Origin of the sequence: Streptomyces sp. NPDC093071 (assembly GCF_044754545.1) — a bacterium.
In the GTDB taxonomy this organism is placed as follows: Bacteria; Actinomycetota; Actinomycetes; order Streptomycetales; family Streptomycetaceae; genus Streptomyces.
The window spans coordinates 315,116-341,845 of record NZ_JBIVPH010000002.1 but is presented as its reverse complement, the minus strand read 5'-3'; the positions used below and the strand labels follow the sequence as shown (position 1 = coordinate 341,845).

At 75.9% G+C, this 26,730-nt stretch carries 7 protein-coding genes; 4 read left to right on the top strand and 3 right to left on the bottom strand.

Features of this window, described 5'->3' with window-relative positions; all coding sequences use genetic code 11:
- Positions 1-36 precede the first annotated feature (36 nt).
- Positions 37-1,164: a serine/threonine-protein kinase gene (locus ACIQD7_RS07380; RefSeq protein WP_402440344.1), complete on the top strand. Its 1,128-nt coding sequence runs from the start codon at positions 37-39 to the stop codon at positions 1,162-1,164.
- A gap of 9 nt (positions 1,165-1,173) precedes the next feature.
- Here ACIQD7_RS07380 and ACIQD7_RS07375 read toward each other — a convergent pair whose 3' ends face one another.
- Both ACIQD7_RS07375 and ACIQD7_RS07370 read right to left on the bottom strand, forming a co-directional pair.
- Positions 1,174-2,088: an oxygenase MpaB family protein gene (locus ACIQD7_RS07375; protein ID WP_402440342.1), complete on the bottom strand. Its 915-nt coding sequence runs from the start codon at positions 2,086-2,088 to the stop codon at positions 1,174-1,176.
- Positions 2,089-2,137: 49 nt separating this feature from the next.
- Complete coding sequence (locus ACIQD7_RS07370) at positions 2,138-2,560, bottom strand: SsgA family sporulation/cell division regulator (RefSeq protein WP_161372465.1); 423 nt, start codon at positions 2,558-2,560, stop codon at positions 2,138-2,140.
- An 818-nt stretch (positions 2,561-3,378) separates the two neighbouring features.
- On the opposite strand from ACIQD7_RS07370, the gene ACIQD7_RS07365 reads away from it, so the two are divergent.
- The 3 genes from ACIQD7_RS07365 (at position 3,379) to ACIQD7_RS07355 (ending at position 26,215) form a co-directional block, all read left to right on the top strand.
- Positions 3,379-3,597 carry an MbtH family NRPS accessory protein gene (locus tag ACIQD7_RS07365; protein ID WP_053642736.1) on the top strand — a complete coding sequence of 73 codons (219 nt, stop codon included), beginning with the start codon at positions 3,379-3,381 and terminating at the stop codon, positions 3,595-3,597.
- A gap of 404 nt (positions 3,598-4,001) precedes the next feature.
- Positions 4,002-18,665 (top strand): amino acid adenylation domain-containing protein, encoded by a 14,664-nt coding sequence (locus tag ACIQD7_RS07360; protein ID WP_402440340.1) that lies wholly within the window; start codon positions 4,002-4,004, stop codon positions 18,663-18,665.
- Positions 18,662-26,215, top strand: coding sequence for an amino acid adenylation domain-containing protein (locus tag ACIQD7_RS07355; RefSeq protein ID WP_402440338.1), 7,554 nt, complete (start codon positions 18,662-18,664; stop codon positions 26,213-26,215). The genes ACIQD7_RS07360 and ACIQD7_RS07355 overlap by 4 nt, the downstream gene beginning before the upstream one ends.
- Here the strand turns inward: ACIQD7_RS07355 and ACIQD7_RS07350 are convergent.
- The gene (locus tag ACIQD7_RS07350; protein WP_402440337.1) at positions 26,212-26,730 is read right to left on the bottom strand and encodes a 2'-5' RNA ligase family protein; all 519 of its coding nucleotides are present in this window, start codon (positions 26,728-26,730) and stop codon (positions 26,212-26,214) included. The two genes, ACIQD7_RS07355 and ACIQD7_RS07350, sit on opposite strands and share 4 nt — an antisense overlap.

Sequence of the window (26,730 nt, the reverse complement as noted above, 5' to 3'; positions counted from 1 at the left end):
GCGGCGGAAGACGGCAACGGAACGCAGGGAGCGTCGATGATGGTCCGTCCATGGTCGGTCCGACCGGATCTCCGGCTCACGGCCCACGCGGTCGCCGGGCGGTACCGGCTGGACGGTCTGCTGGGGAGCGGGGGAGCCTCCGACGTGTACGAGGCGCTGGACCTGCGGTTGCGGCGACCGGTGGCGGTCAAGATCTTCCGTCCGGGCGGCGAGGGCCGCACGGAGGAGCGCTTCGACGACGAGGGCCGCCTGCTGGCCCGGATGCGGCACCCCGGCCTGGTGACCCTGTACGACTCCGGACGCGAGGAAGGGCGGCCCTACCTGGTGATGCAGCTCGTCAGGGGAACGACCCTGCGCCGCCGCATCGCCGCGACCCCCCTCACGCTCCGCGAGACCGTCCGGACCGGCGCCGCGCTCGCCTCCGCGCTCGCCCACGTGCACGCGGCCGGCGTCGTGCACCGCGACGTGAAGCCGTCGAACGTCCTCCTGGACGGGGAGGGTTCCCCGTACCTGACCGACTTCGGCATATCCCGGCCGTTCGACCCCGAGGCCCGCGTCGAGACCGGCCCCGTGGTGGGAACCGCGGCCTACATGGCGCCGGAGCAGGCCCTGGGCAGGGGAGCCGGCCCCGCGGCCGACGTCTACAGCCTCGGCCTGGTGCTCCTGGAGTCCCTGAAGGGCGAACTCGAGTACGCGGGCGCCCCCTTGGAGTCCGCGCTCGCGCGGCTGCACCGGCCTCCCGTGATCCCGCCGGGCCTTCCCCCGGCCCTCGCCGAGCTGATGGCGGCCATGACGGACCCGAACGAGGGCGGCCGGCCCGACGCCGACGCCTGCTTCCGCGTCCTGACGGCCGTGCCGGACGAGGTGCCCGCGCCCGCGACCACGTCCACGTCCGTGCCTGCGTCCGCTTCCGTGCCTGAGCCTGCGCCTGTGCCGCCCCGTGAGCCCCCGCTTCCCGGCGGCCGCCGCCCGGATTCTGTGTCCCGCCGCTCCGGCCGCGCCCTCACCGCCTGCGCGGCGCTGACCGTGCTCGGAGCGACGCTGACCGGCTCGATCGGCGCCCCGACCGCGAGCGGGGAGACGCCGACCCGGTCACCGCACCGGCCCGCGATCGCGTCGCCACCGCTGGGGACCGCGACCGTATCGCCGTCTCTCGGGAACTGACGCCGTCCGTCACCCGAGCCCGGCTCCGGGCGGTCCGTCGTGCCGTCTCGGCGGAACGGCGGGCGGAGGAGGGCGCATCGCCCAGCGGATCCCCCCGGTCGCCAGCCGTCCGCCCGTCCGCGCCGCCGCCCTCGCGGGCCGGGAGAGCGACGGAAGGCCCAGCTCCCCGAGGGCCCATGGCGGCAGCAGCTCCACCGCGGCCGCCGTGAGCAGGGCGTACGGCACGCGGGCCGGGCGGGGGATCGGCGGGTCCCGGAGCAGGAAACGGGCGGTCTCCCGGGCCTCGGGGGTGCCGCCGAGCTCGTGCCGGTACGACTCCAGCCGCCGGGCGAGCCCGGCCAGGCTCCGGGGCGGGTCCTCCGCTCCCAGCTCCTCGGCGATCCGGGCCGCGTCCGCCACGTAGCCGTCGTAGTCCGCCCGGGTGAGCGGCGAGGCGCCGTAGCGCAGGTGCGCCCGCAGGAAGCCGTGGACCTCCGCCACGTGCACCCAGCCCAGGAGGTGCGGATCGGAGGCCCGGTACGACCGTCCCTCCGACGTCGTGCCCCGCACCCGCTCGTGGACCGCGCGGACGCGCTCCACCGCGTGCCGCGCGTCGTCGGCCGTGCCGAACGTCGTGACCGCGAGGAAGGTGCTGGTCCGCTGCAGCCTGCCCCACGGGTCGCCCCGGAACCCCGAATGGGCCGCCACGGCCGCCATGGCCGACGGGTGCAGCGACTGGAGCAGCAGCGCCGTCAGGCCCCCGACGAACATCGACGCGTCGCCGTGGACCGTGCGGATCGGCCGGTCGGGGCCGAACCACCGGGGCCCGGGGGTGCCGTGGACGCGGGCGCGCGTCTTCTCGCCCGAGGGCCCGGCGACGCGTCGGAAGAGCTCGCTCCCGAGCCGTTCCCTCAGGTCGTCCACGAAGGGCGGCGACCATTCCACAGGGCCAGTATGCGCCCGTCCCGGTGGAGGCCCCCGCCGCCCGCCGGGGTCAGTCGGCGAGGACGTCGAGGAGCGGCCGCCAGTCGATGTGGGAGCTCTCGCTCCCGGCGGGCACGACGGTGTACGTCGTGTTCAGCCAGCGCAGCGCCGGGCCGCGTCCGAGGCCGATCAGGGCGGCGCGGGAGGGGTCGCCCAGGCGCAGGACGACCTGGTCGTAGGGGGCGGGACGGATGTGCACCTCACCGATGCCGACCGGCTCCTCGGTGCCGGCGAGGAACATGTCGCGGTCCAGGTGCCACACCGTCTCGCCCGCCGGGGTGTGGAGGGTGAGCTCGATGACGAAGGGAGAGCGGGACCGGTAGCGGACGGTGGCGCCGAGCGGGACGCGGCAGGAGTCGGTGATCAGGAAGGCGGTGGTCCTCCACTTGATCTCGCGGCAGACCGGCGGGACGGGGGAACTGGAACGGGACACGGAGGCTCCAACCTCGGACGCCACCCGGGGCGGTGACGCTTCACCACGCGGTTACCCCGTGAGCCGTGATCACTCCCCGAAAGTGTGTGATGACGGAGGGGAGTGTGTCGAGGACTTGTGAGGAGCGTCAACCGACCGCGACGGATGTCCTCCTCCCGGGTGGCCCGACCGGGGCGGGGGAGGCGGCCGAGGCGGGGGAGGCGGGGGGCGGCCGTGCGGATGATGGCCGACGGCTTCCGGTTCGGCGCTCCGGAGTGTCGTCAACCGGCCGTCCGGAGGGCGTCGTGATGGCCGGACGGACCACTTTTTCCGGCTGGAGGTTGCCTTTCGGGCGGGGCGCATGGACGGCGCATGGGAGCGCGGCACGCTTCCGGGGGGCGTACCGGGGAACCGGAGGGTGCGTCGGGCGGTCAGCCGGAATGGTGCGGGTGATAAGCGGGCGAGTAGGGATTAAGCGGACTTCGGGTGGCTGGATATCCGATCGGGAGCCGCTCTTGGCATATGACCCTCGCCCTTACCGAGCTTTCCACTTGATGAATTACTCGAAAGTAACATGAAGGCTCGCATCCTTGGCCGAGGAGGATCCTTTAATGTGACCGGAGTGAGTTCGGTTTTAGGGGGAAGTCTTGGCCGGGGGTGCTCGTCTCCCCCGTCCGGAGCGGAGCGGACCGCCCGCCTCCGGGGTCGTGCCGGGCTCCCCTCGGAGGAGCGGCGTACGCGCCGCGCCGTACGGGGAAATCCCGTTTCGGTCGCCCGGTGAAGCCGGGTGGGCCGCGCGTGAAAAAGACTGGAACAAGATATCGAGAACGGGTGGGAACGTGAGCAATCCCTTCGATGACGAGTCGGGTCGCTTCGTCGTGCTGGTGAACCGCGAAGCCCAGTACTCCCTCTGGCCCGCACATCTCGACGTCCCCGGCGGCTGGGACCGCGAGGGCGTCGAGGGGTCGCGCCAGGAGTGTCTGGAGCGGATCGAGAGCGTCTGGACCGACATGCGTCCCGCCGGCCTGGTGGCGGCGATGGAGGCCGAAGCGCGCTGACGCGCCACCGGGGCCACCGGGGACGCCACGCAGGTCAGGCGGCCCTTCCGGTGGTCCGGGTGTCAGCTTCGTTCGCGTAATGAGCAGTTCCGCTCAAAAATAATCCCCTGTCGGTCATGTGTGGTCGACAGGTGTCCGTGGCGCCCTGGAAGCCCCCTCCGGAAGCCGGTGGTGGGGCGCCCCGCGACCTCCTTCTTCTCCCGTACGGATCGCACGGACCGCGCGATCCGTACGGGGCGGGCACGTCCCCGCGCGAGATCTCCACAGCACCCGCGGTGAAATCCGCGCGGTGTCTCCCCCTGTGTGCCGCCCCCGCGCGAAAAGGGCCGTCCACGATCTCGGCGCGCCGAATGCCCGCCCTCCGCTCACCGTCCCCGTGAAACCTCACCGAAGGTGTCGTCGGCATGTCTGAAAACCTCGCCTTTCCGTCGGAAGAATCATCCCCCGAATACCTCGAACTGACTACGGCCCAGCAGGGTGTGTGGTACGGGCAACTGGTCGACCCGGGCAGCCCGAAATACAACATCGGGGAATGCCTGGAGATTCGCGGGGGGCTCGACGAGAGATTATTCTCCGCCGCGTTCAACCGGGTGGCGCACCTCTGCGACAGCCTGAACCTCGCGTTCGTCACCGACGACGGGCCGGTCCGGCAGCGCGTCGTCCGCCCGGTGGCCGAGACGGACAGGCTGCGCCGGGTCGACCTCACGGGAGCCGACGACCCCGTCGCGGCGGCGGAGCGGTACATGGCCGACGACATGGCCGCCGTCGACCGCCTCGAAGCGCCGTCCCACCACTTCGCGCTGCTGCGGCTCGGCCCGCGGCTCCACTACTGGTACGTCCGCTACCACCACATCGCCGTCGACGGCCTCGGCGGAGCGCTCCTGGCCCGGACCGTGGCCGATTTCTACGCGCGTGCGGCACGCGGCGAGGACCTCGCGGAGCTGGAGCCGCCCACCGGCCCCCTGCGCGACCTCGTGGCCGACGAGGCCGCCTACCGCGCCTCCGGCCGGCTGGAGGCGGACCGCGCCTACTGGACCGGAAGATTCTCCGACCGTGCCGCCGACGGGCACGGGGCCGAGGGCGGCGACGCGGGCGGGAGCCCCCTCCTCAGGAGGCGCACGGACCGCCCCGACCGCGCCGACCTGCCCGGAACCACCGCCCTGCCCGACCCCACCGCCCTGCCCGACCCCACCGCCCTGCCCGGACCCGCCGGCCGGTCCGGGAGCGACGACCGCCCCGAACCCGTCGACCGGTCCGGCCCCGGTGCCGTCGACCTGCACACCGGCGAGACCCTCCCCCCGGCCGTGCTCGACGGCCTGCGGCGCCTCGCGACCGGCAACCGCACCACCTGGAGCGCGGTCCTCGTCGCGGCCGTCGCCGCCTACACGGCGCGGGTCACCGGACGCCGCGAGGTCTGCGTGGGCCTCGCCTCCCACGGCCGCCACGGCGCGCTCCGGCACGTGGTCGGCATGACCTCCACCGTCCTGCCCCTGAGGCTGGCCGTCGACCCCGGCACGACCGTCGGGGACCTCGTCCGGAGCGTCGCCGCCGAGATGCGCGGAGCCCTGCGCCACCGCCGCTTCTCGCGCGAACAGCTCGCCCGCGAGCTGAACCTGGCCGACGGGGCGGCCCGCCTGACCGACCTCGTCGTGAACGTCATGGGGTACGACTATGACCTCGACTTCGGCGGCAGCCCCGCCACCTCCCGCCTGCTGTCCATCGGCCCCGTCGACGACGTGTCCCTGTTCGTCTCCGAACGGGCCGAGGGAACCGGCCCGCTGATCGGCTTCGACACCAACCCGGCGCTCTACCACCCCGACGACGTCCGGCTCCACCAGCAGGCCGTGGTCGGCTTCCTCGCCGCGCTCGCCGGAGCGGACTCCGGCATACCCGTGCGCGACCTCCCGCTGCTCGACGCGGAGGCCGCCGAGACCCTCCTCGACCACGGGCGCGGCGCGGCGCTGCCGGCCGGGACCACGGCGACGAGCCTGCCCGAGGCGTTCGCCGCACGCGTCCGCACGGCCCCGGGCGCCCCCGCCGTCGTGGACGGCCCCACCACCCTCTCGTACGGGGAACTCGCGGAGCGGACCACGGCCCTGGCCCGCGCCCTCACCGGCTGGGGGCTCGGCCCCGAGGACGGCGTCGGCGTCCTCGCGGCCCGCTCGGCGGCCGTCGTGACCGCCTCGGTCGGCGCGGCGGCCGCGGGCACCGCGTACGTGCCGATGGACGCCGACTGGCCGGCCGAACGCCTCGACCGCGTCGCCGGGACCGCCCGCGTCCGGGCCCTGGTCGTCGACGAGGAGGCCGCCGGACGCGACTGGGTGAAGGTGGCCGCCACCCGGCTCCCCGTCCTCGTGGTCGACGCCACGGGCACCGTCCTGAGGGGCGGCCCGGACCGGCCCGGCCCGCTGCCGGGCCCCGTCCACGGCGACCGGCTCGCCTACGTCATGTTCACCTCGGGCTCCACCGGCCTCCCCAAGGGCGTCGGCGTCCGCCACGCCGACGTCCTCGCCCTGGCCGCCGACTCCGCCTGGACCGGCGGCACCTGCGACGCCGTCCTCATGCACTCGGCGTACGTCTTCGACGCGTCCACGTTCGAGATCTGGGTGCCGCTCCTCACCGGCGGCCGGATCGTCGTCGCCCCCACCGGACTCCTCGACGCGCGCAGGCTCAAGGAGACGACCGCCACCCACGGCGTGACCGCCGTCTTCCTCACCACGGCCCTCTGCAACGTCATCGCCGAGACCGACCCGACGGCCTTCGACGGCCTGCGCCTGGTCGCCGCGGGCGGCGAGGCCGCCGCCCCCGACCTGATGGGACGGATGGCCGCCGCCGCGCCCGGCACCCGCGTCCTGCACGTGTACGGACCCACCGAGACCACCACGTTCGCCTCCCGCCACCCGGTCCCGGCCGGCGCCCCGGGCGTCCCGCCCATCGGGCGGCCCCTCGACGGAACGCGCCTGTACGTGCTCGACGACTCCCTCCGCCCCGTGCCCCCCGGCGTCGTGGGCGAGCTGTACGTGAGCGGCGCCGGCGTCGCCCGCGGCTACCTGGGCCGGCCCGGCCTCACGGCGACCCGGTTCGTCCCCGACCCGTATGACGGGGACGGCGGCCGGATGTACCGCACCGGCGACCTGGCGCGCTGGACGGCGCACGGGGACGTCGAGTACGCGGGACGGACCGACGGACAGATCAAGCTCCGCGGGTTCCGGATCGAACCGGCCGAGATCGAGAACGCCCTGCTCGCCCGCCCCGGCGTCCGCGACGCCCGCGTCCTGGTGCGCGAGGACGCGCCGGGCGACCGCCGGCTCGTCGCCTACGTCGTCCCGGCCCCCGGGGCGCGGCGGCCGGACGGCCCGGAGCTCGCCCACGCCCTCGCCCGCGTCCTGCCCGCGTACATGGTGCCCGGCGCGTTCGTCCTCCTCGACGCGCTGCCCCTGAACGCCAACGGCAAGGTCGACCGGCGGGCCCTGCCCGCGCCCCAGGCCCCCGCCGTCCGGGGAACCGCCCCGCGCACCCCGCAGGAAGAGCTCCTCGCCGGCCTGTTCGCCGACGTCCTCGGGGTGCCCGCCGTGGGCGCCGACGACAACTTCTTCTCCCTGGGCGGCCACTCCCTGCTCGCCACCCGGCTCGTCGCACGGATCAGGGCCGCCACGGGCGCCGACACCGAACTGCGCGACCTCTTCGAGCACCCCACCGTGGCCTCCCTCGCCACCACCCTCGGAACCACCGGGGAGGCCCGGCCGGCCCTCGTCCCCAAGGACCGGCCCGACCCGCTCCCGCCGTCCTTCGCCCAGCAGCGGCTGTGGTTCCTCAACCGTGCCGAGGACGCGGGGGACACCTACAACGTGCCGCTCGTCCTCGACCTCGAAGGCCCCCTGGACACCGACGCGCTGCGCGCCGCCCTCGCCGACGTCGTCGCCCGGCACGAGAGCCTGCGGACCGTGCTCGCCGAGCACGACGGCACGGCCCGCCAGGTCGTGACCGACGCCCGGACCGCCGCGTCCCTCGTCCCCCTCGCCGTCGAGACGCCCCCGGCGGGCGAACCGGCCGGGGACTGGGCCGAACGGACGGTGCGCCGCCTGACCTCCGCGCCCTTCGACCTCACCACCGACCTCCCCGTACGTGCCGGGCTGCTCGCCACCGGCCCCGACCGGCACGTCCTGGCGCTCGTGCTCCACCACGTCGCCGCCGACGGCTGGTCGCTGGCCCCGCTCTGCCGCGACCTCGGCTCCGCCTACCGCGCCCGGACCACGGGCACCGCCCCCGACTGGCCCGAACTGCGCGTCCAGTACGCCGACTACACCCTCTGGCAGCGCGAACTGCTCGGCGACGACGGCGACCCGCAGAGCCCGGTGGCGCGCCGCCTCGACTTCTGGCGCGACGCCCTGCGCGGCGCCCCCGACCTCCTCGAACTGCCCCTGGACCGGCCCCGCCCGACGGTCCCGGACCACCGGGGCGACGCGGTGCCGTTCGACCTGCCCGCCGACGCGTACGCCCGGCTCGGCGCGCTCGCCCGCGACGCGGGCTGCACGCCCTTCATGGTCCTCCAGGCGGCGCTCGCCGTGACCCTCCGCGCGCACGGCGCGGGCACCGACATCCCGCTGGGGACCGCGGTGGCCGGCCGGACCGACGAGGCCCTGGACGAACTGGTGGGCTTCTTCGTCAACACCGTCGTGCTGCGCACCGACCTCTCAGGAAACCCCACCTTCCGCGAACTGCTGCGCCGCGTCGCCGCGTTCGACCTCGCCGCCTTCGACCGGGCCGACCTGCCGTTCGAGCGGCTGGTCGAGGAGCTCAACCCGGACCGGTCCGGCGGCCACCACCCGCTCTTCCAGACCATGCTGGTCCTCCAGAACCAGCGGGGGGCCGAACTCGACCTGCCCGGCGTCACCGTGCGGGACAGGTCCCGGCACACCGGCATCAGCAAGTTCGACCTGACGTTCTCCCTCGTGGAGGTCCCGGAAGCCGACGGAGCCTCCCGGCTCGGCGGCCACCTCGAATACGCCACGGACCTCTTCGAGGACGCCACCGCCCGCGCGCTCGCCGACCGGTTCGCCCGCGTCCTCGCCCACGCCGTGGCCGAACCCGACCGCGCCGTCGACGACTTCGACCCGCTCACCCCGGACGAGCGCGCCGGCCTCCTGGAGCGGGGGCGCGGCGAACGGCGCCCGCTGCCCGCCCTCACCGTGCCCGAGGCCGTGGCGGAATGGGCCGCCCGCACCCCGGACGCGCCCGCCGTGCGCGACCCGCGCACCACCCTCACGTACGCGGCCCTGCACGCACGGGCCGATGCCCTCGCCCGCGTGCTGCGCGAGCGCGGCGCAGGCCGCGACACCCTGGTGGCGCTCGCGGTCCCCGCGTCGGCCGACACCGTCGTCGCCATGCTGGCCGTGCTGCGGGCCGGAGCCGCGTACGTGCCCGTCGACCCCGAGTACCCCCCCGCCCGCATCCGCCAGATCCTGGACGACGCGCGCCCCGTACTGCTCCTCACCGGGACGGACGTCCCCGACGGCATACCGACGGGCGGCATACCCCGGCTCTCCTTCAACGACCCGGTCGTACGAGCCACCGACCCGCCCGTACGAGCCGGGGACGAGGCCGTACCCGCCGCGCCCCTACCGGCCGACGCCGCCTACGTCATCCACACCTCCGGGTCCACCGGCCGCCCCAAGGGCGTCGTCGTCCCCCACGTGGCCCTCGCCAACCACATGGCCTGGATGGCGCGCCACCTGGACCTCACCCCGGACGACCGGGTCCTCGCCCGCACCTCCACCAGCTTCGACGCCTCCGTCTGGGAGCTGTGGCTGCCGCTCGCGCACGGCGCCCAGGTCTGCGTGGCACCTCCCGGCGCCAACCGCGAACCGCGCGAACTCCTCTCCTGGATGCGGCGCTTCGACGTCACCCTGGCCCAGTTCGTGCCCTCCCACCTCGAACTCGTCCTCGCCGAGGAGACCGGCACGCCGCCCCCCGCCCTGCGGGCCGTCCTGTGCGGCGGCGAAGCCCTCCCGCGCGCCCTCGCCGACGCCGTCGCCGCCCGGTGGCACGCCGCACCGCACAACCTGTACGGGCCGACCGAGGCCACCATCGACGCCACCGCCCACCGGGTGGACCCGGCGGAGCCCGCCCGCCCGGCGCCCGGCGGCTCCGTGCTCATCGGACGGCCCGTCGACGGGATGCGCGCCTACGTCCTCGACGAGCGGCTGCGCCCCGTCCCGCAGGGCGTCACCGGCGAGCTGTACCTGTCGGGCCCCAACCTCGCCCGCGGCTACCTCGACCGCCCGGGACTCACCGCCGCCCGTTTCGTCGCCGACCCCTTCGACGCGCCCGGCGCCCGCATGTACCGGACCGGCGACCTGGTCCGGTGGAACCGCGACGGCCTCCTCGACCACGTGGCCCGCGCCGACGACCAGACCAAGCTGCGCGGCTTCCGCGTCGAACCGGGCGAGGTGGCCGCGACCCTCCTCGGCCTGCCCGGCGTCACGGCCGCCTGCGCGGTGGTCCGCGAGGACGCCCCCGGACGGCGCCGGCTCGTCGCCTACGCCGTCACCGCCGACCCGGCACCGGGGGCCACCGCCCTGCGGGACGCGCTCGCCGGGACGCTGCCGCACCACCTGGTGCCCGAGGCGGTCGTCGTCCTCGACGCGCTCCCGCTGCTGCCCAACGGCAAGATCGACCGGGGCGCCCTGCCCGCGCCCGACGAGGACCCCGCGCAGACGCCCACCGGCCCGCGCACCCTCCGCGAGGACCTGATCGCGGGGATCTTCGCCGACGTCCTGGAACGCCCGGCGGTCGGACCGCACGACGGCTTCTTCGACATCGGCGGACACTCCCTCCTCGCGATGCGCGTCGTCAGCCGCGTCCGCTCCGTCCTCGGCGCCGACCTCGCCGTACGGACCCTCTTCGAGCACCCGACGGCCGCCGCCCTCGCACGGGTCCTGGACTCCGAGGGACCGGCCCGCCCTGCGGTGACGCCCGTCCGGCGGCGCCCCGACCCCCTGCCGCTGTCCTTCGCGCAGAGCAGACTGTGGTTCCTCAACCGCTTCGAAGGGCCCAGCTCCACCTACAACGTCCCCCTCGTCCTGGAGCTGCGCGGCACCCTGGACGCGGGCGCCCTGCGCGCCGCCCTGCGCGACGTCGTGGAGCGCCACGAGTCGCTGCGCACGGTCTTCCCCGAGCGGGACGGAGTGCCCCACCAGACGGTGCTGCCCGCCGCGACCACCGCGCCCCGGCCGCCCGTCGAGAGCACGGCCCCCGCGGACCTGGAGGCCGCCGTCCTCGCCGCCGTCCGCGAACCGTTCGACGTCCTCACCGACCCGCCGCTGCGCGCCCGGCTGCTGCGCGCCGCCCCCGAACACCACGTCCTGGTCCTGGTCCTCCACCACATCGCGGGCGACGGCTGGTCCCTGGGGCCGCTGACCCGGGACCTGGGCGACGCCTACCGGGCCCGGCTCGCCGGCCGGGCGCCCGAACCCGCGACCGGCACCCCGCTCCAGTACGCCGACTACGCCCTCTGGCAGCACAACCTCCTCCAGGAGGACGGCGACGTGCTGGAGCGGCAGCTCGACCACTGGCGCGGTGCGCTCGCGGGCCTGCCCGAACTGGTCGACCTGCCCCTCGACCGGCCCCGGCCCGCCGTCGCGGACCCCCGGGGCGCCGTGGTCGCCTTCGACGTGCCGCCCGCCCTGCACGCGGACCTCCTCGACCTGGCCCGCGCCTCCGGCAGCACCCTCTTCATGGTGCTCCGGGCGGCCGTGGCCGCGCTGCTGCGCCGGCACGGCGCGGGCGACGACATCCCGCTCGGATCACCGGTCGCCGGCCGCACCGACGAGGCCCTGGAGGACCTGGTCGGCTTCTTCGTCAACACGCTCGTCCTGCGCACCGACCTGTCGGGCGACCCGACCTTCCGCGAACTGCTCGGACGGGTGAGGGAGTTCGACCTCGCGGCCTACGCCCACCAGGACGTGCCGTTCGAGCGGCTCGTCGAGAGCCTCAACCCCGTCCGCGCCCGGGACCACCACCCGCTCTTCCAGACCATGCTGGTCCTCCAGAACCAGCGGCCCGTCCGCCCCGACCTGCCCGGCCTCACCGTGGAACACCGCCTGGTCCACAACGGACTGAGCAAGTTCGACCTCACCTTCGCCTTCGGCGAGGACGAGGAGGGCGGCGGTCTGTCCGCGGGCATCGAGTACGCCACCGCGCTGTTCGACCGCGCCACCGTCGAGGCGCTCGCGGCCCGGCTCGTCCGGCTGCTCGAACAGGTCGTCGCCGCACCGGACCGGCGCCTGTCCGGACACGACCCGCTCACCCCGGAGGAGCACCTCCGCGTCACCCGCTGGGGCACCGGCCGCGCCCTCCCCGCCGAAGCCGGAACGGGAACGGGAACGGGAATCGAAGTCGGTGCCGGTGCCGGTGCCAAGACCGGATCCGGGCTCACCGACGGCACCCTGCCCGCCCTCTTCGCCCGGTGGGCTCGCCGCACCCCCGGCGCCCCGGCCGTCGTGGACGGCGCCACCACCCTCTCCTACGCCGAACTCGACCGGACCTCCGCCGCCCTCGCCGCCGCCCTCGCCGGTCTCGGCGTCGGCCCCGAGGACTCCGTCGGCGTGCTCCTGGGCCGGTCGCCCGCCGTGGTCGCGGTCTCCCTCGGCACGGTCCGCGCGGCCGCCGCCTACGTGCCGCTGGACGCGCGCTGGCCCGGCGAACGGCTCGACCGGGTCGCCGCCGTGGCGGAGCCCCGCGTCCTGGTCGTCGACGAGGAGAACGCCGCCTCCGCCTGGGTCACCGCACGGGCCGGCGGCCTGCCGGTCCTCGTCGTGGACCGGCTCGGACGCGTCCTGCGCGGCGCCCCGGACCGCCCCGGCACCCCGGTGCCCGTACCGGCCCCGGACGCCCTCGCCTACACCATGTTCACCTCCGGCTCCACCGGCCTCCCCAAGGGCGTCGGCGTCGGCCACGCGGACGTCGTCGCCCTTGCGCACGACGCGGCCTGGGCGGACGGCGCCGCCGACGCCGTCCTGATGCACTCCGCGTACGTCTTCGACGCCTCCACCTTCGAGATCTGGACCCCGCTCCTCAACGGCGGCCGGGTCGTCGTCGCACCGGAAGGACTCCTGGAGGCCCGCACCCTCGACGCCGCCGTCCACGAACACGGGGTGACGGCCGTCTTCCTGACGACCGCCCTGTTCAACGTCGTCGCCGAGACCGACCCCGGGGTCTTCGCCGGACTCCGCACGGTGTGCGCGGGCGGCGAACTCGCCTCCCCCGACGCCATGCAGCGGGTCGCCTCGCTCGCCCCGGACACCCGGGTCCTGCACGTCTACGGCCCCACCGAGACCACCACCTTCGCCACCCGGTACGCCGTCGCCGCCGACCTCCCCACCGGACCGCCGCCCATCGGCCGCCCCCTGGACGGCATGAGCCTGTACGTCCTGGACGACGCCCTCCGCCCGGTCCCGCCCGGCGTGACGGGCGAGCTCTACCTCGCCGGACGCGGCGTGGCGCGCGGCTACACCGGGCGCCCCGGCGCGACCGCCAACCGGTTCGTCGCCGACCCCTTCGCGGCCGACGGCGGCCGCATGTACCGCACCGGCGACCTCGTGCGCTGGACCCCGGACGGCCACATCGCCTACGTCGCCCGCGCCGACGGCCAGGTCAAGCTGCGCGGCCACCGCGTCGAACCCGGCGAGATCGAGAACGTCCTCGCCGGACGCCCCGAGGTCGCCGACGCGTTCGTCCTGGTCCGCGAGGACGTGCCCGGCGACCGCCGGCTCGTCGCCTACGTCGTCCCGGCCGCCGGAGCGCGCCCCGATCCCGGCGAACTGGCCCGCGAGGTCGGCCGCGCCCTGCCCGCCTACATGGTGCCCGGCGCGATCGTCCCGCTGGATGCGCTCCCGCTCACCCCCAACGGCAAGGTGGACCGGGCCGCCCTCCCGGCGCCCGCCCACGACGCCCCGGGCCACGGCCGGGCCCCGCGCACCGCCCGCGAGGAGATCGTCTGCGGCCTCTTCGCCGACCTGCTCGGCCTGCGGACGGTGGGCGCCGACGACGACTTCTTCGCCCTCGGCGGCCACTCCCTGCTCGCCACCCGCCTCGCCGCCCGGCTGCGCACCGTCCTCGACGTGGAGATCGAGGTCAGAACGGTCTTCGAACACCCGACGCCCGCCGCCCTCGCGGCCGTCCTCGACGGTGCGGGCGCGGCCAGGGCACGGCTCGAACGGGTCGCCCGCCGACCCGACCCGATGCCCCTGTCGTACGCCCAGCAGCGCCTGTGGTTCCTGCACCGCTTCGAGGGCCCGAGCCCCACGTACAACGTGCCGCTCGTCCTGCGCCTCGACGGCCCGCTCGACCGGGACGCCCTGACCCGCGCCCTCACCGACGTGGTCGAACGGCACGAGAGCCTGCGGACCGTCTTCCCCGACACCGGGGGAGTGCCCGGTCAGCGGGTGCTCGACGCCGCCGGAGCCGACATCGACCTGACGCCCCGCGACGTCGCACCGGACCTGCTCGACGCGGTCCTCGGCGCCGAGACCGCGTACGCCTTCGACGTCGGCGCCGAACGGCCGGTACGGGCCCGGATGCTCCGTCTCGGGGACGACTCCCACGTCCTGGTGCTCCTCGTCCACCACATCGCGGGCGACGGCTGGTCCCTCGCCCCGCTCGCCCGCGACCTCGGCACGGCCTACCGCGCCCGCGCGGTGGGGGAGGACCCGTCCTGGACCGAACTCCCCGTCCAGTACGCGGACTACACCCTCTGGCAGCGGGCGCTCCTCGGCGACGAGGAAGACCCGTCCGGCACGGCCGCACGCCAGCTGAAGTTCTGGCGGACCGCGCTCGCCGGACTGCCCGACCTCCTCGACCTGCCGCTCGACCGGCCGCGCCCGGCCGTCGCCACGCACCGGGGCGACGCGTTCGCCTTCCCCGTCGACGCCGCGACCCACCGCGCCCTCGCCGACCTCGCCCGGTCCCGGGGATGCAGCCTCTTCATGGTGCTCCAGGCCGCGCTCGCGGTCCTGCTCCGCGCCCACGGCGCCGGGGAGGACGTGCCGCTGGGCACGCCCGTCGCGGGACGCACCGACGAGGCCCTCGACGACCTGGTCGGCTTCTTCGTCAACACCCTGGTCCTGCGCACCGACCTGAGCGGCGACCCCACGTTCGCCCAGGTCCTGGACCGGGTGCGGGAGTTCGACCTCGCGGCCTACGCCCACCAGGACGTGCCCTTCGAACGGCTCGTGGACGCGCTCGACCCCGAGCGGGCCCAGAACCGCCACCCGCTCTTCCAGACCATGCTCGTGCTCCAGAACCACGCCGGGGCGAGCGTGGACCTGCCGGGCCTCACGGTGACGGAGCAGCCGGTCCGCACCGGCATCAGCAAGTTCGACCTGACGTTCACGTTCACCGAGCGCCGGGACGGGGAGGGCCGCCCCGCCGGCCTCGACGGGAACCTGGAGTTCGCCACCGACCTCTTCGCCCACCCCACCGCGCACGCCCTCGCCGCCCGGCTGACCCGGCTCCTCGGCGCGCTCGCCGCCGCCCCGGACCGGCCGATCCGCGCGGTGGAGGTCCTGACGGCGGACGAGCGGACCGCACTCGTCCGCGGCGGCCACGGCCCCGCCCGTACGGTACGGGCCCGGACCGTGCCCGAGGCGTTCCGCGCCCAGCGCGACCGCACCCCCGGGGCCGTCGCCGTACGGGACGGCGAACGGAACACGACCTTCGCCGAACTGGACGAACTCTCCGACGCCCTGGCCCGGCTCCTGCGCGGGCGCGGGATCGGCCGCGGGGACGTGGTGGCGCTCGCGATGCCCGGCACCACCCACCAGGTGGTGGCCATGCTCGCGGTCGCCAAGGCCGGTGCCGCGTGGCTGCCGGTCGACCCGGAGTACCCCGCCGCCCGGCTCGGCTTCGTGGTCGACGACGCCCGGCCCGCCCTCCTCGTGACCACGGCGGCGACCCTGCGGACGCTGCCGGACCTGCCGGTGCCGGTCCTCGCGGTCGACGGCCCGGAGGCCGCGGCGGAGCCCGTACCCGCATCCGCATCCGCATCCGTACCGGACGCCGTGCCGGACCCGCGGGACGCCGTCTACGTCATCCACACCTCGGGCTCCACCGGCCGCCCCAAGGGCGTCGTCGTCACCCACGCCGCGCTCACCAACCACATGGCCTGGATGGCCGGCCACCTGTCCCTCACCGACGCCGACCGCATCCTCGCCCGCACCTCTCCGAGCTTCGACGCCTCGGTGTGGGAGACCTGGCTGCCGCTGCTGCACGGCGGCGCCACCTGCCCGGTGCCGCCGGCCCTCAACCACGACCCGGCCGGGCTCGTCGCCCGGATGCGCCGGGAAGGGGTGACCGTCGCCCAGTTCGTGCCCTCGCTGCTGTCCCTCGTCCTCGGCGAGACCGAACGCGAGGAACCCCCGGCCTCCCTCCGGGCCGTCCTCTGCGGCGGCGAGCCGCTGACCGCGTCCCTGGCCGAACGCGCCGGACGCGCCTGGGGCGCCGAGGTGCACAACCTGTACGGGCCGACCGAGGCGACCGTCGACGCCACCGCCCACCGTCACCGGCCCGCCGACGCGACGCCGTCCGACGCCACGACGTCCGGCACGCGGGACACGGGCACGGTGCCGCTCGGCCGCCCCATCGACAACACCCGCGCGTACGTCCTCGACGACACGCTCGCCCCGGTCCCGCCGGGCATCGTGGGCGAGCTGTACCTGGCGGGCGAGGGCCTGGCACGCGGCTACCTCGGCCGCCCCGGCCTGACCGCCGAACGGTTCGTCGCCGACCCCTTCGGGCCCCCGGGAACACGGATGTACCGCACGGGCGACCTCGTCCGCCGCGCCCCGGACGGCCTCCTCGCCTACGTGTCCCGCGCCGACGACCAGGTCAAACTGCACGGCCTGCGCATCGAACCCGGCGAGATCGAGGCCGCCCTCGCCGCGCTCCCCGGCATCGCCGCCGCCTCCGTCCTCGTCCGCGAGGACCGCCCCGGCGAACACCGCCTCGTCGCCTACACCGTCCCCGCACCCGGCGGCCCCGGCTTCCCGGACGCCCGCGAGCTGCGGGAACGCCTGACCGCCGCCCTCCCGCCGTACATGGTCCCTGCCGACTTCGTCGCCCTGGACGCGCTGCCGCTGCTGCCCAACGGCAAGACGGACCGGCGCGCGCTCCCGGCCCCCGCCCGCCCCGCCGCCGAGGCCGGGCGGAAGGACGGCGGGAAGCCGCGCACCGCGCGGGAACGGATCCTGTGCGACGTGTTCGCCACCGTGCTGCGCGTGCCCGAGGTCCGCACCGACGACGACTTCTTCGCCCTCGGCGGCGACAGCATCCTCTCCATCCAGCTGGTCAGCCGGGTCCGCGAGAACCGGCTCGGCATCACCCCCCGGGACGTCTTCCTGCACCGCACGCCCGAGGCCCTCGCGGCGACCGCCGAGGAGCTCGACGGACGCACCCCGGCACCTGCCGACGACGGCGTGGGCACCATGCCGCCCACCCCCATCGCGGCCTGGTTCCTGGACCGGCCCGGACCCACGGACGGCTACAACCAGTCCGCGGTCCTGCGGACCCCCGAGGACGCCGACGAGGAACGCCTGGCCGCCGCGCTCCAGCTCCTCGTCGACCACCACGACATGCTGCGGGTGCGGGTCACCCGCACCGCCGGGGGCGAACCGGCCCTGGAGACCCTGCCCCGGGGCACCGTACGGGTCCGCCCCCGCCTCACCCGGATCGACGTCGCGGGACGGGACGCGGACGGGATCCGCGCCGCCCTCGCCGAGGCGGGCGAGCGGGCCAGGGAACGGCTGCGGCCCGCGCACGGCGAGGTGTTCGAGGCGGTGTGGTGCGACGCCGGCCCCGGGACGCGCGGCCGCCTGCTGCTCGTCGTGCACCACCTGGCGGTCGACGCGGTGTCCTGGCGGGTCCTCGCCGAGGACATGGTGACGGCCTGGCGCGCCGTGTCCGCCGCCACCGACCCGGCACGTGCGCACGCCGACCACGACCCCGCCCCTGCCCCAGGGACCGCCCCCGGCTCCGTACCGGCCCCGGAGACCCCCGTCCTCCCGCCCGTCACCACCTCCTACCGGTCCTGGGCGCGGCTCCTCGCCGCCCAGGCACGGGAAGGCACCCGGGCGTCCGAACTCCCGCTCTGGGAGACGGTGGCACGTGCCTCCGACCCGCCGCTCGCCGACCGGCCCCTCGACCCCGCGCGGGACACGGCGGGCCGGACCCGGACCCTGACCACCCACCCGGCGGCCACCCGCACCGAAGCCCTGCTCACCACCGCGCCCACCGCCTTCCACGCGGGTGTGGACGACGTCCTGCTCACCGCCCTCGCCCTCGCCGTCCGCTCCTGGCGGACGGGCCGCGCCGACCGGACCGGCGCACCGCGCCCGGAGGGCACCGGCGTCCTGATCGACCTGGAGAGCCACGGCCGCGAGCAGATCGCCGCACACCTCGACCTGTCCCGTACGGTCGGCTGGTTCACCAGCCTCTACCCCGTCCTCCTCGACCCCGGCCCCCTCGACCCGCGCGATCCGGACCGCTTCGACGCCGGCCTCGTGGACCGGGCCGTCAAGCGCGTCAAGGAACAACTGCGGGCCGTGCCGCACCACGGCATCGGCCACGGCGTGCTGTACCGCCTCGACCCCGGGGCGCGGGCCCGCCTCGACGGGGCGGCCGAACCCCAGATCGGCTTCAACTACCTCGGCCGGTACGCGGCCGGTGACCCGGCGGACGGCGGGGAGGCCGACTGGCAGGTGGTGCTCGACGGCGGCGGCCCGGCCGCCCAGGACCGAGACATGCCGGTCCACCACGTCCTGGACATCAACGCCCACACCGAGGACCGGCCCGGCGGGCCGCGCCTGGTGACGCGCTGGACCTGGCCCGCCGACCTGCTCGACGAGGAGGACGTGACGGCCCTCGCCGACGCCTTCGACCGGGCCCTGGGCGCGATCGCCGAACACGCCGCACGGCCCGACGCGGGCGGCTGGACGCCGTCCGACCTTCCCCTGGTCTCCCTCGACCAGACCCAGCTCGACCGACTGAAGAACAAGTGGGGTGGACGCAAGTGACCGGGTTCCAGCTGGAAGACGTACTGCCGCTGACGCCGTTGCAGGCGGGGATGCTCTTCCACGCGCTGTACGACTCCGACGCCGTCGACGTCTACACCGCGCAGTTCGTCTTCACCCTCGAAGGGGCCGTCGACCCGACCGCCCTGCACGCCGCCGTCGGCACGCTCCTGCGCCGGCACGCCAACCTCCGCGTGGGCTTCCTCCACGAGGACCTCGACGAGCCCGTGCAGGCCGTGGCCGCCGACGTGCCGGTGCCGCTGGAGCGGCACGACCTCACGGCGCCGGACGACGGGCGGACGGTCGAGGAGCGGGTCCGCGCCTTCCTCGCCGCCGACCGCACCCGGCGCTTCGACCTCACCACCCCGCCGCTGATGCGGTTCTCCCTGCTGCGCACCGGGCCCGACCGCCACCGCCTGGTGATGACGAGCCACCACATCCTGCTCGACGGCTGGTCGATGCCGCTCCTCGTGCGCGAACTGTTCGAGCTGTACGCCCACCGGGGCGACGACCTCACCCTGCCGCGCGTCACCCCGTACCGCACCTACCTCGCCTGGCTGGCCGGACAGGACGGGCCCGCCGCCCTCGACGCCTGGCGCACCGCCCTGGCGGGCGTCGAGGCGCCGACGCTGCTCGCCGGGCGCGGCGCGGCCCGGGCGGCGCGCCCGGACGAACTGCCCGAGACCCTGGTCCTCGAACTCGACGCGGTCACCAGCGAGCGGTTACGGGCGACCGCCCGCGCCCACCGCCTCACCCTCAACACCCTCGTCCAGGGCGCCTGGGGCCTGCTGCTCTCCCGGCTCACCGGCCGCCCGGACGTCCTCTTCGGCACGACCGTCTCCGGACGCCCGCCGGAGCTGCCCGGCGTCGAGTCGATGATCGGCCTCTTCATCAACACCGTGCCGGTGCGGCTGACCCCCCGCCCCGGCGACACCCTCGCCGCACTCCTCACCCGGCTCCAGGACGAACAGGGCCGGCTGCTCGGCAGCCAGCACGTGGGACTGACCGAGATACAAGCGACGACCGGCCTCGACACCCTCTTCGACACCCTCGCCGTCTTCGAGAACTACCCGCTCGACGAGGAGACCCTCCGCACCGCCCGGCAGGGGCTGCCCGGCCTGACGGTCACCGGGTTCGAGGGCACGGACGCCGCCCACTACCCCCTCACCCTCACCATCGCCCCCGGCACCACCCTGCGCATCACCTTCGGCTTCCGCCCCACCGCCCTGGACCGCGAGGAGACAGCCCGCACGGTCGCCCGGATGCGGCTCCTCCTGACGACGCTGGCCGACGGCCTCGACCGCCGGGCCGACACCGTGTCCGTCCTGCTCGACGGCGAGCGCGAGACGCTGCTCGCCCGGGGCGAGGGCGCCGCGCTCCCGGCCGCCGTGCTCACCACGGGCGTCCCGGACGCCGTCGCCCGGCACGCCGCCGCCCACCCGGACGCCGTCGCGGTGTCCGGGGCCGGCGAACGGCTCACGTACGGGGAGCTGTGCGCCCTCGCCGACGACCTGGCCGGCACCCTGACGGGCCTCGGCGCGACCGCCGAGGAGGGCGTCGGCCTCCTCCTCGGCCGCTCGGCCGCCCAGGTCACCGCACCGCTCGGAGTCCTGCGCGCGGGCGCCTCCTACGTCCCCCTGGACCCCCGCTGGCCCGACGACCGGCTCTCCCGGGTGACCGGGGCCGCCGCGCCCCGGCTCCTGATCGTCGACGAGGGAACCCGTACGCACCCCTGGGTGCGGGCGCTCGGCCCCGGGACGCGGATCGTGACCGTGGACGCCGCCGGCCGCGTCCGGGAAGGCCGCCCCGCCGCCCCCGGCCCGCTGCCCGCCGCCGTCGGCGGCGCCCGGCTCGCGTACACCATGTTCACCTCCGGCTCCACCGGCCTGCCCAAGGCCGTCGGCGTCACCCACGCCGACATCGCCGCGCTCGCGGCCGAACGGACCTGGGGCGACGGCGCGACCGACGCGGTCCTGCTGCACTCGGCCTACGTCTTCGACGCCGCCACCTTCGAGATCTGGGTGCCGCTGCTGCGCGGCGGCCGGATCGTGGTGGCACCGGACGGCGTGCTCCAGCCCGAACGGCTCAGGGAACTCGTCGCCCGGGACGGCGTCACCGCCGCGTTCCTCACCACCGCCCTCTTCAACGTCTTCGCCGAGACCGACCCCGGCGCCCTCGGCCTGCTCCGGCTCGCCGCAGCCGGAGGGGAGGCCGCCGCCCCCGGAGTGCTCCAGCGGCTCGCCGCCGCCCACCCCGGCACCCGCGTCCTCAACGCCTACGGGCCCACCGAGGCCACCACCTTCGCCCTCCTGCACCGGGTCACCGCCGACGAGGACCCGGACGGCACGCCGCCCGTCGGACGCCCCCTCGACGGGGTGCGCGCCCTCGTCCTCGACGCCTCGCTGCGGCCCGTACCGGACGGCGCCGAGGGCGAGCTGTACCTGGCGGGCCCGGGAGTCGCGCGCGGCTACCTCGGGCAGCCGGGCACGACCGCCACCCGGTTCGTCGCCGACCCCTCGGACCCGGCCGGCGGCCGCATGTACCGCACCGGCGACCTCGTGCGCCGCACCCCCGACGGGAACGTCGTCTACGCGGGCCGCGCCGACCAGCAGGTCAAGCTGCGCGGCCACCGCATCGAGCCCGGCGAGATCGAGGCCGCCCTGCGCGCCCACCCGTCGGTGCGCGCCGCGTGCGTCGTCGTCCGCGAGGACCTGCCCGGCGACCGCGCCCTGACCGCCTACGTCGTCCCCGCCCCCGGCCGCGCGACGCCCGACCCGGCCGCCCTCGCCGCGCACGTGGGCAGCCGCCTGCCCGCCTACATGGTGCCCTCGACCGTGCTGCTCCTGGACGCGCTGCCGCTGACGCCCAACGGCAAGCTCGACCGGGCGGCCCTGCCCGCGCCCGCCGCCGTACCGGCCATCGCCGGCCGTGCCCCGCGCGGCGCGCGGGAGGAGATCCTCGCCGGACTGTTCGCCGACGTGCTCGGCCTGCCCCGGGTCGCCGCCGACGACAACTTCTTCGCCCTGGGCGGCCATTCGCTGCTCGCGACCCTGCTCGTGGGCCGGATCCGCACCGCGCTCGACGCCGAGACCGAGATCCGCACGCTCTTCGAGCACCCCACCGTCGCCTCGCTCGCCACCGCCCTGGAGGACGCCGGCCGCCCGGCCCGCCCGCCCCTGACCGCGCGGCGGCGGCCCGACGCGCTCCCCCTGTCGTACGCCCAGCGGCGGCTGTGGTTCCTCCACCGCCTCGACGGCCCCTCGGCCACGTACAACATCCCCTTCGCCGTCCGCCTCGACGGCCCGCTCGACACGGACGCCCTGCGCCTCGCCCTCCACGACGTCGTCGCCCGCCACACCCCCCTGCGCACCGTCTTCCCCGAACGGGAAGGGCGTCCGGTGCAGCACGTCCTCGCGCCCGGCGACGCCCGGCCGGTGCTCCCCGTCGACTCCGTCGACGAGGACAAGGGCGCGGACCGGATCGCCGAGGCCGTGGCCGAACCGATCGACATCGAACGCGAACTCCCGCTGCGGGCCACCCTGCTGCGGCTCGCGGACGAGTCCCACGTCCTCGTCCTCGTCATCCACCACATCGCCGCCGACGGCTCCTCCCTCGCCCCCCTCGTCCGCGACCTGGGCACCGCCTACCGCGCCCGCCTCGCCGGGGCGGCCCCGGCGTGGACCCCGCCGCCCGTCGACTACGCCGACTACACCCTGTGGCAGCGGGAACTCCTCGGCGACGAGGAGGACCCCGACAGCCCGGTCTCCCGGCAGCTCGCCTTCTGGCGGGACGCCCTGGCCGGACTGCCCGCCTGCGTCGAACTGCCCCGGGACCGCCCGCGTCCCCCCGCCCCCCGCCACGAGGGCGCCACCCACCCCTTCGCCGTCGACGACGCCACGGCCCGGCGGATCGCCGGACTCGCCCGCGAGAACGGGTGCAGCGTCTTCATGGTCCTCCAGGCGGCCCTGGCGCTCCTGCTCTCCCGGCACGGCGCGGGCGAGGACGTCCCGCTGGGCACGGCCGTCGCCGGACGCACCGACGAGGCGGCCTCCGACCTGGTCGGCTTCTTCGTGAACACGCTCGTCCTGCGCACCGACCTCAGCGGCGACCCGACCTTCCGCGAACTCCTCGACCGCGTCAAGGAGTTCGACCTGGCCGCCTACGCCCACCAGGACGTCCCCTTCGAACGGCTCGTGGAACTCCTCAACCCCGCCCGCGCACAGCACCACCCGCTGTTCCAGACGATGCTGGTGCTCCAGAACCACGCCCCCGCCGACCCCGTCGACCTCCCCGGCCTCACCTCCTGCGGCGTCCCGGTCGACCTCGGCGTCAGCAAGTTCGACCTGGCGTTCACCTTCGTGGAGACGTCCGGCGACGACGGCGCCCCCGGCGGCCTGCGGGCCTCCGTCGACTACGCGACCGAACTCTTCGACGCGGCCACGGTCCGGGGACTGGCCGACCGGCTCGTCCACCTGCTCGGCGCCGTCACCGAGGACCCGGGCCTGCCCCTGCACGCCTACGACGCGCTCGGCGACGCCGACCACGCGCGGCTCGCCCGCTGGGGGACCGGCCCGCGCGCGGACCTGCCGGCGGAGACCTTCCCCGCCCTCTTCGCCCACCGGGTACGGCGGACCCCGGACGCCCCGGCCGTCCGCGACGCCCGCACCACCCTGACCTACCGCGAACTCGACGCGCGCGCCGACGCCCTCGCCCGGCGGCTCGCCGCACGCGGCATCGGCCCGGAGGACCGGGTCGCCGTCGCCCTGCCCCGCGACACCGGCCTGGTGGTCGCCCTGCTCGGCGTGCTCAGGGCCGGAGCGGCCTATCTGCCCCTCGACACCGACTACCCGGCCGCCCGCCTCGCCCACATGCTCGACGACGCGGCCCCCCGCCTGCTCCTCACCACCCCCGAACTGCACCGGAGCCTCCCGCCGACCACGGTCGCGCACCTGTACCCGGCACGTCCGGAAGACGGCGGACCGGACGCCGACCCGTCCGTCCCCCTGCCCGTCCCGGACCCGGCCCACCCGGCGTACGTCATCTACACCTCCGGCTCCACCGGCCGCCCCAAGGGCGTGGTCGTCACCCACCGGGGCGTCGGCGCGATGGCCGCGACCCAGCGGGAACGGCTGCGGCTCACCCCCGACAGCCGCGTCCTGCACCTGGCGTCGGTGAGCTTCGACGCCGCCTTCTGGGAGCTGTGCATGGGCCTGCTGTCCGGGGCCTGCCTGGAGATCGACGCCCGCGACGCCCTGCTGCCCGGACCGGCCCTCGCCGCCCGGGTCCGCGACCACGGCATCACCCATCTGACGCTCCCGCCGGCCGCCCTCGCGGTGATGCCCCCGGATTCGCTGCCCGCCGGGACCACGATCGTCCTGGCCGGCGAGGCCTGCCCGCCCGCCCTCGCCCGGACCTGGGCGCGCGGACGGCACCTCGTCAACGCGTACGGCCCCACCGAGACCACCGTCTGCGCCACCATGAGCGGCTTCCAGCACCCGGACGGGCCGCTCGCCCCGCACCGCACGGTGCCGATCGGCGGACCCGTCGACGGCACCCGGGTCCGGGTCCTCGACGACCGGCTCGCACCCGTACCGCCCGGAGTGGTGGGGGAGTTGTACGTCTCCGGCGAAGGCCTGGCCCGCGGCTACCACGACCGGCCCGGGCTCACCGCCTCCCGCTTCGTGGCCGACCCGTTCGACCGGGCGGGCGGCCGCATGTACCGCACCGGCGACCTGGCCCGCTGGAACCACCGGGGACAGCTCGAATACGTCGGCCGCGTCGACGACCAGGTCAAGCTGCGCGGCTTCCGCATCGAACTCGGCGAGATCGAGGCCGCCCTCACCGCGCTGCCCGGCGTCGCCGCCGCCTGCGCCGTCGTACGGGAGGACCGGCCCGGCGACCGCCGCCTGGTCGCCTACACCGTGCCCGCCGAGGGGACGACGGGCCCCGACGGCCCGGAGGTGCGGGCCCGCCTCGCGGACGTCCTGCCCGCCCACATGGTGCCCTCCGCCCACGTGAGCCTCGGCGCGCTCCCCCTCACGCCCAACGGCAAGACCGACCGCAAGGCCCTCCCGGCGCCCGAGGAGTCGCGCACCGGCGGACGCGCGCCGCGCACGGACCGGGAACGGGCGCTGTGCGAGGTGTTCGCGGAGACGCTCGGAGTGCCCCGGATCGGCGTCGCGGACGACTTCTTCGACCACGGCGGACACTCCCTGCTCGCCGTGACCCTCGCCCAGCGGATCGAGGAGCGGTGCGGCCGGCGCCTGTCGCTGCGCGCCCTGTTCGCCGCCCCGACGGTCGAGGGCGTCGCCCGCCTCCTGGACGACGCGGAGGACGGCACCGCCCCGCCGGACGGGCCCGGACCGGTCGACTGGACGGCGGAGGTCCGCCTCGCCGAGGACGTCACCGGCACCGGCCGGACACCCGCGCAGGCCGACCCGGGACGGCCGCGCCCCTCCCGCCCCGCGCCCCGGCCCCTCCTGACGGGCGCCTCCGGTTTCCTCGGCGCGTTCCTGCTGCGCGACCTGATCGAGACGACCGGCGAACCGGTCGACTGCCTGGTCCGCGCCCGGGACGAGGAGGACGGCGTACACCGGCTGCGGGAGAACCTGCGGCGGTACGGCCTGTGGCGCGACCGCTACCGGGACCTGATCCGCGCCGTCCCCGGCGACCTCGCCGCCCCGGGCCTCGGCCTCGCCCCGGAGACCCGCGCCGCGCTCGTACGAGGCCTCGGCCCTCTGCTGCACAACGGCGCCCGGGTCAACTTCGCGGCCGGCTACGGCGACCTGCGCGCCGCGAACGTCGCCGGGACCGAGGAACTCCTGCGACTCCTCGCCGACTCCGGCTCGCCCGGGATGCACTACGTGTCCACGACGAGCGTCCACGCCCCGTCGGCCGGTCCCGTGACGGTCACGGAGACGACGCCGACCGGCCCGGCCGGGGACCTCCCCGACGGCTACGCGCAGAGCAAATGGGTCGCGGAGGGCCTGATCGGCGCGGCGCGCGAACGCGGCCTCCCGGTCACCGTCCACCGGCCCGGCCGCATCAGCGGCGACACCGCCACCGGGGCCTGCCAGGACCGCGACCTGCTGTGGCAGCTCATCAAGGGCTGCCTCCAGGCGAAGGCGGTCCCCGACCTGCCGCACGGCTCGACCGGCTGGGTGCCCGTCGACTACGTCAGTGCGGCGGTGGTGGCCCTCGCCTCGGCCGGACGCGACGGCACGGAGACCTTCCACCTCACCCATCCGGACGCACCGGACCTGGAACGGGTCTTCGCCACCGCCGGGACGCTCGGCTACGAGCTGCGCCGGGTGCCCGCCGAGGAGTGGCGGGCCCTCGTCGCGGCCCGCCCCGACAACGCAGCCCAGCTGTTCCTCGGCGAGGGCGGGAACGCCGGGGGAGCGGTGGACGGGCGCCGCTTCGACTCCCGCCGCACGGCCGCCGCGGCGGCGGAACTCGGCGTCCGGCCGCCGGCCCTGACGGAGGAGGTCCTCGTGCGCTACCTGGCCTACTTCCGGGGGACGGGCTTCCTGCCGGCCCCGGACGCCCTCTAGGGGGCCAGGAGTTCCACCGTACGAGTGACCGAGTCGTAGCTCCGGGCGGACGTCCACGCCCCGGCCGACGGGGAGACCACCCCGTCGGCCGGTACGTCCCAGGAGGCGTCGCGCCCGCGGCCGAGCGTGACGTGGGGGACCCAGCGGGCCGGATCGAGGAGCGGGTTCGGCCTTCCGCTCTCCGGCGCTTCGCGCAGGGTCCGCCACACCTCCTCGTGCAGCCGGAGCAGGGCGTCGTCGGGCCGTACGGCCCACGCCAGGACGCGGACCCGGCCGGAGAACCGCACGAGCCCGTCGAGCCGTAGGGGAACGGGCAGGGCCTCCGCGAACACGCGGAGCAGCCGGGCGCGCACCTCCGCCGGCAGGTCCTCGGCCGAGGCCAGGGTGAGATGGGGCCGGTTGGTCGGATGGCGGTGCCCGGCCAGACTGGGCAGACCGGCGTCCGCCAGCCGTCGCCACGCGTCCCGGACGGCCCGCTCGGTCGACGGGTCGGGCAGCAGTTCCACGCTGTGCAC

Excerpts from the sequence above, each read along its gene's own strand:
- ACIQD7_RS07360 (WP_402440340.1), top strand. The coding sequence starts at position 4,002 with ATGTCTGAAAACCTCGCCTTTCCGTCGGAAGAATCATCCCCCGAATAC.
- ACIQD7_RS07380 (WP_402440344.1), top strand. The coding sequence starts at position 37 with ATGATGGTCCGTCCATGGTCGGTCCGACCGGATCTCCGGCTCACGGCC.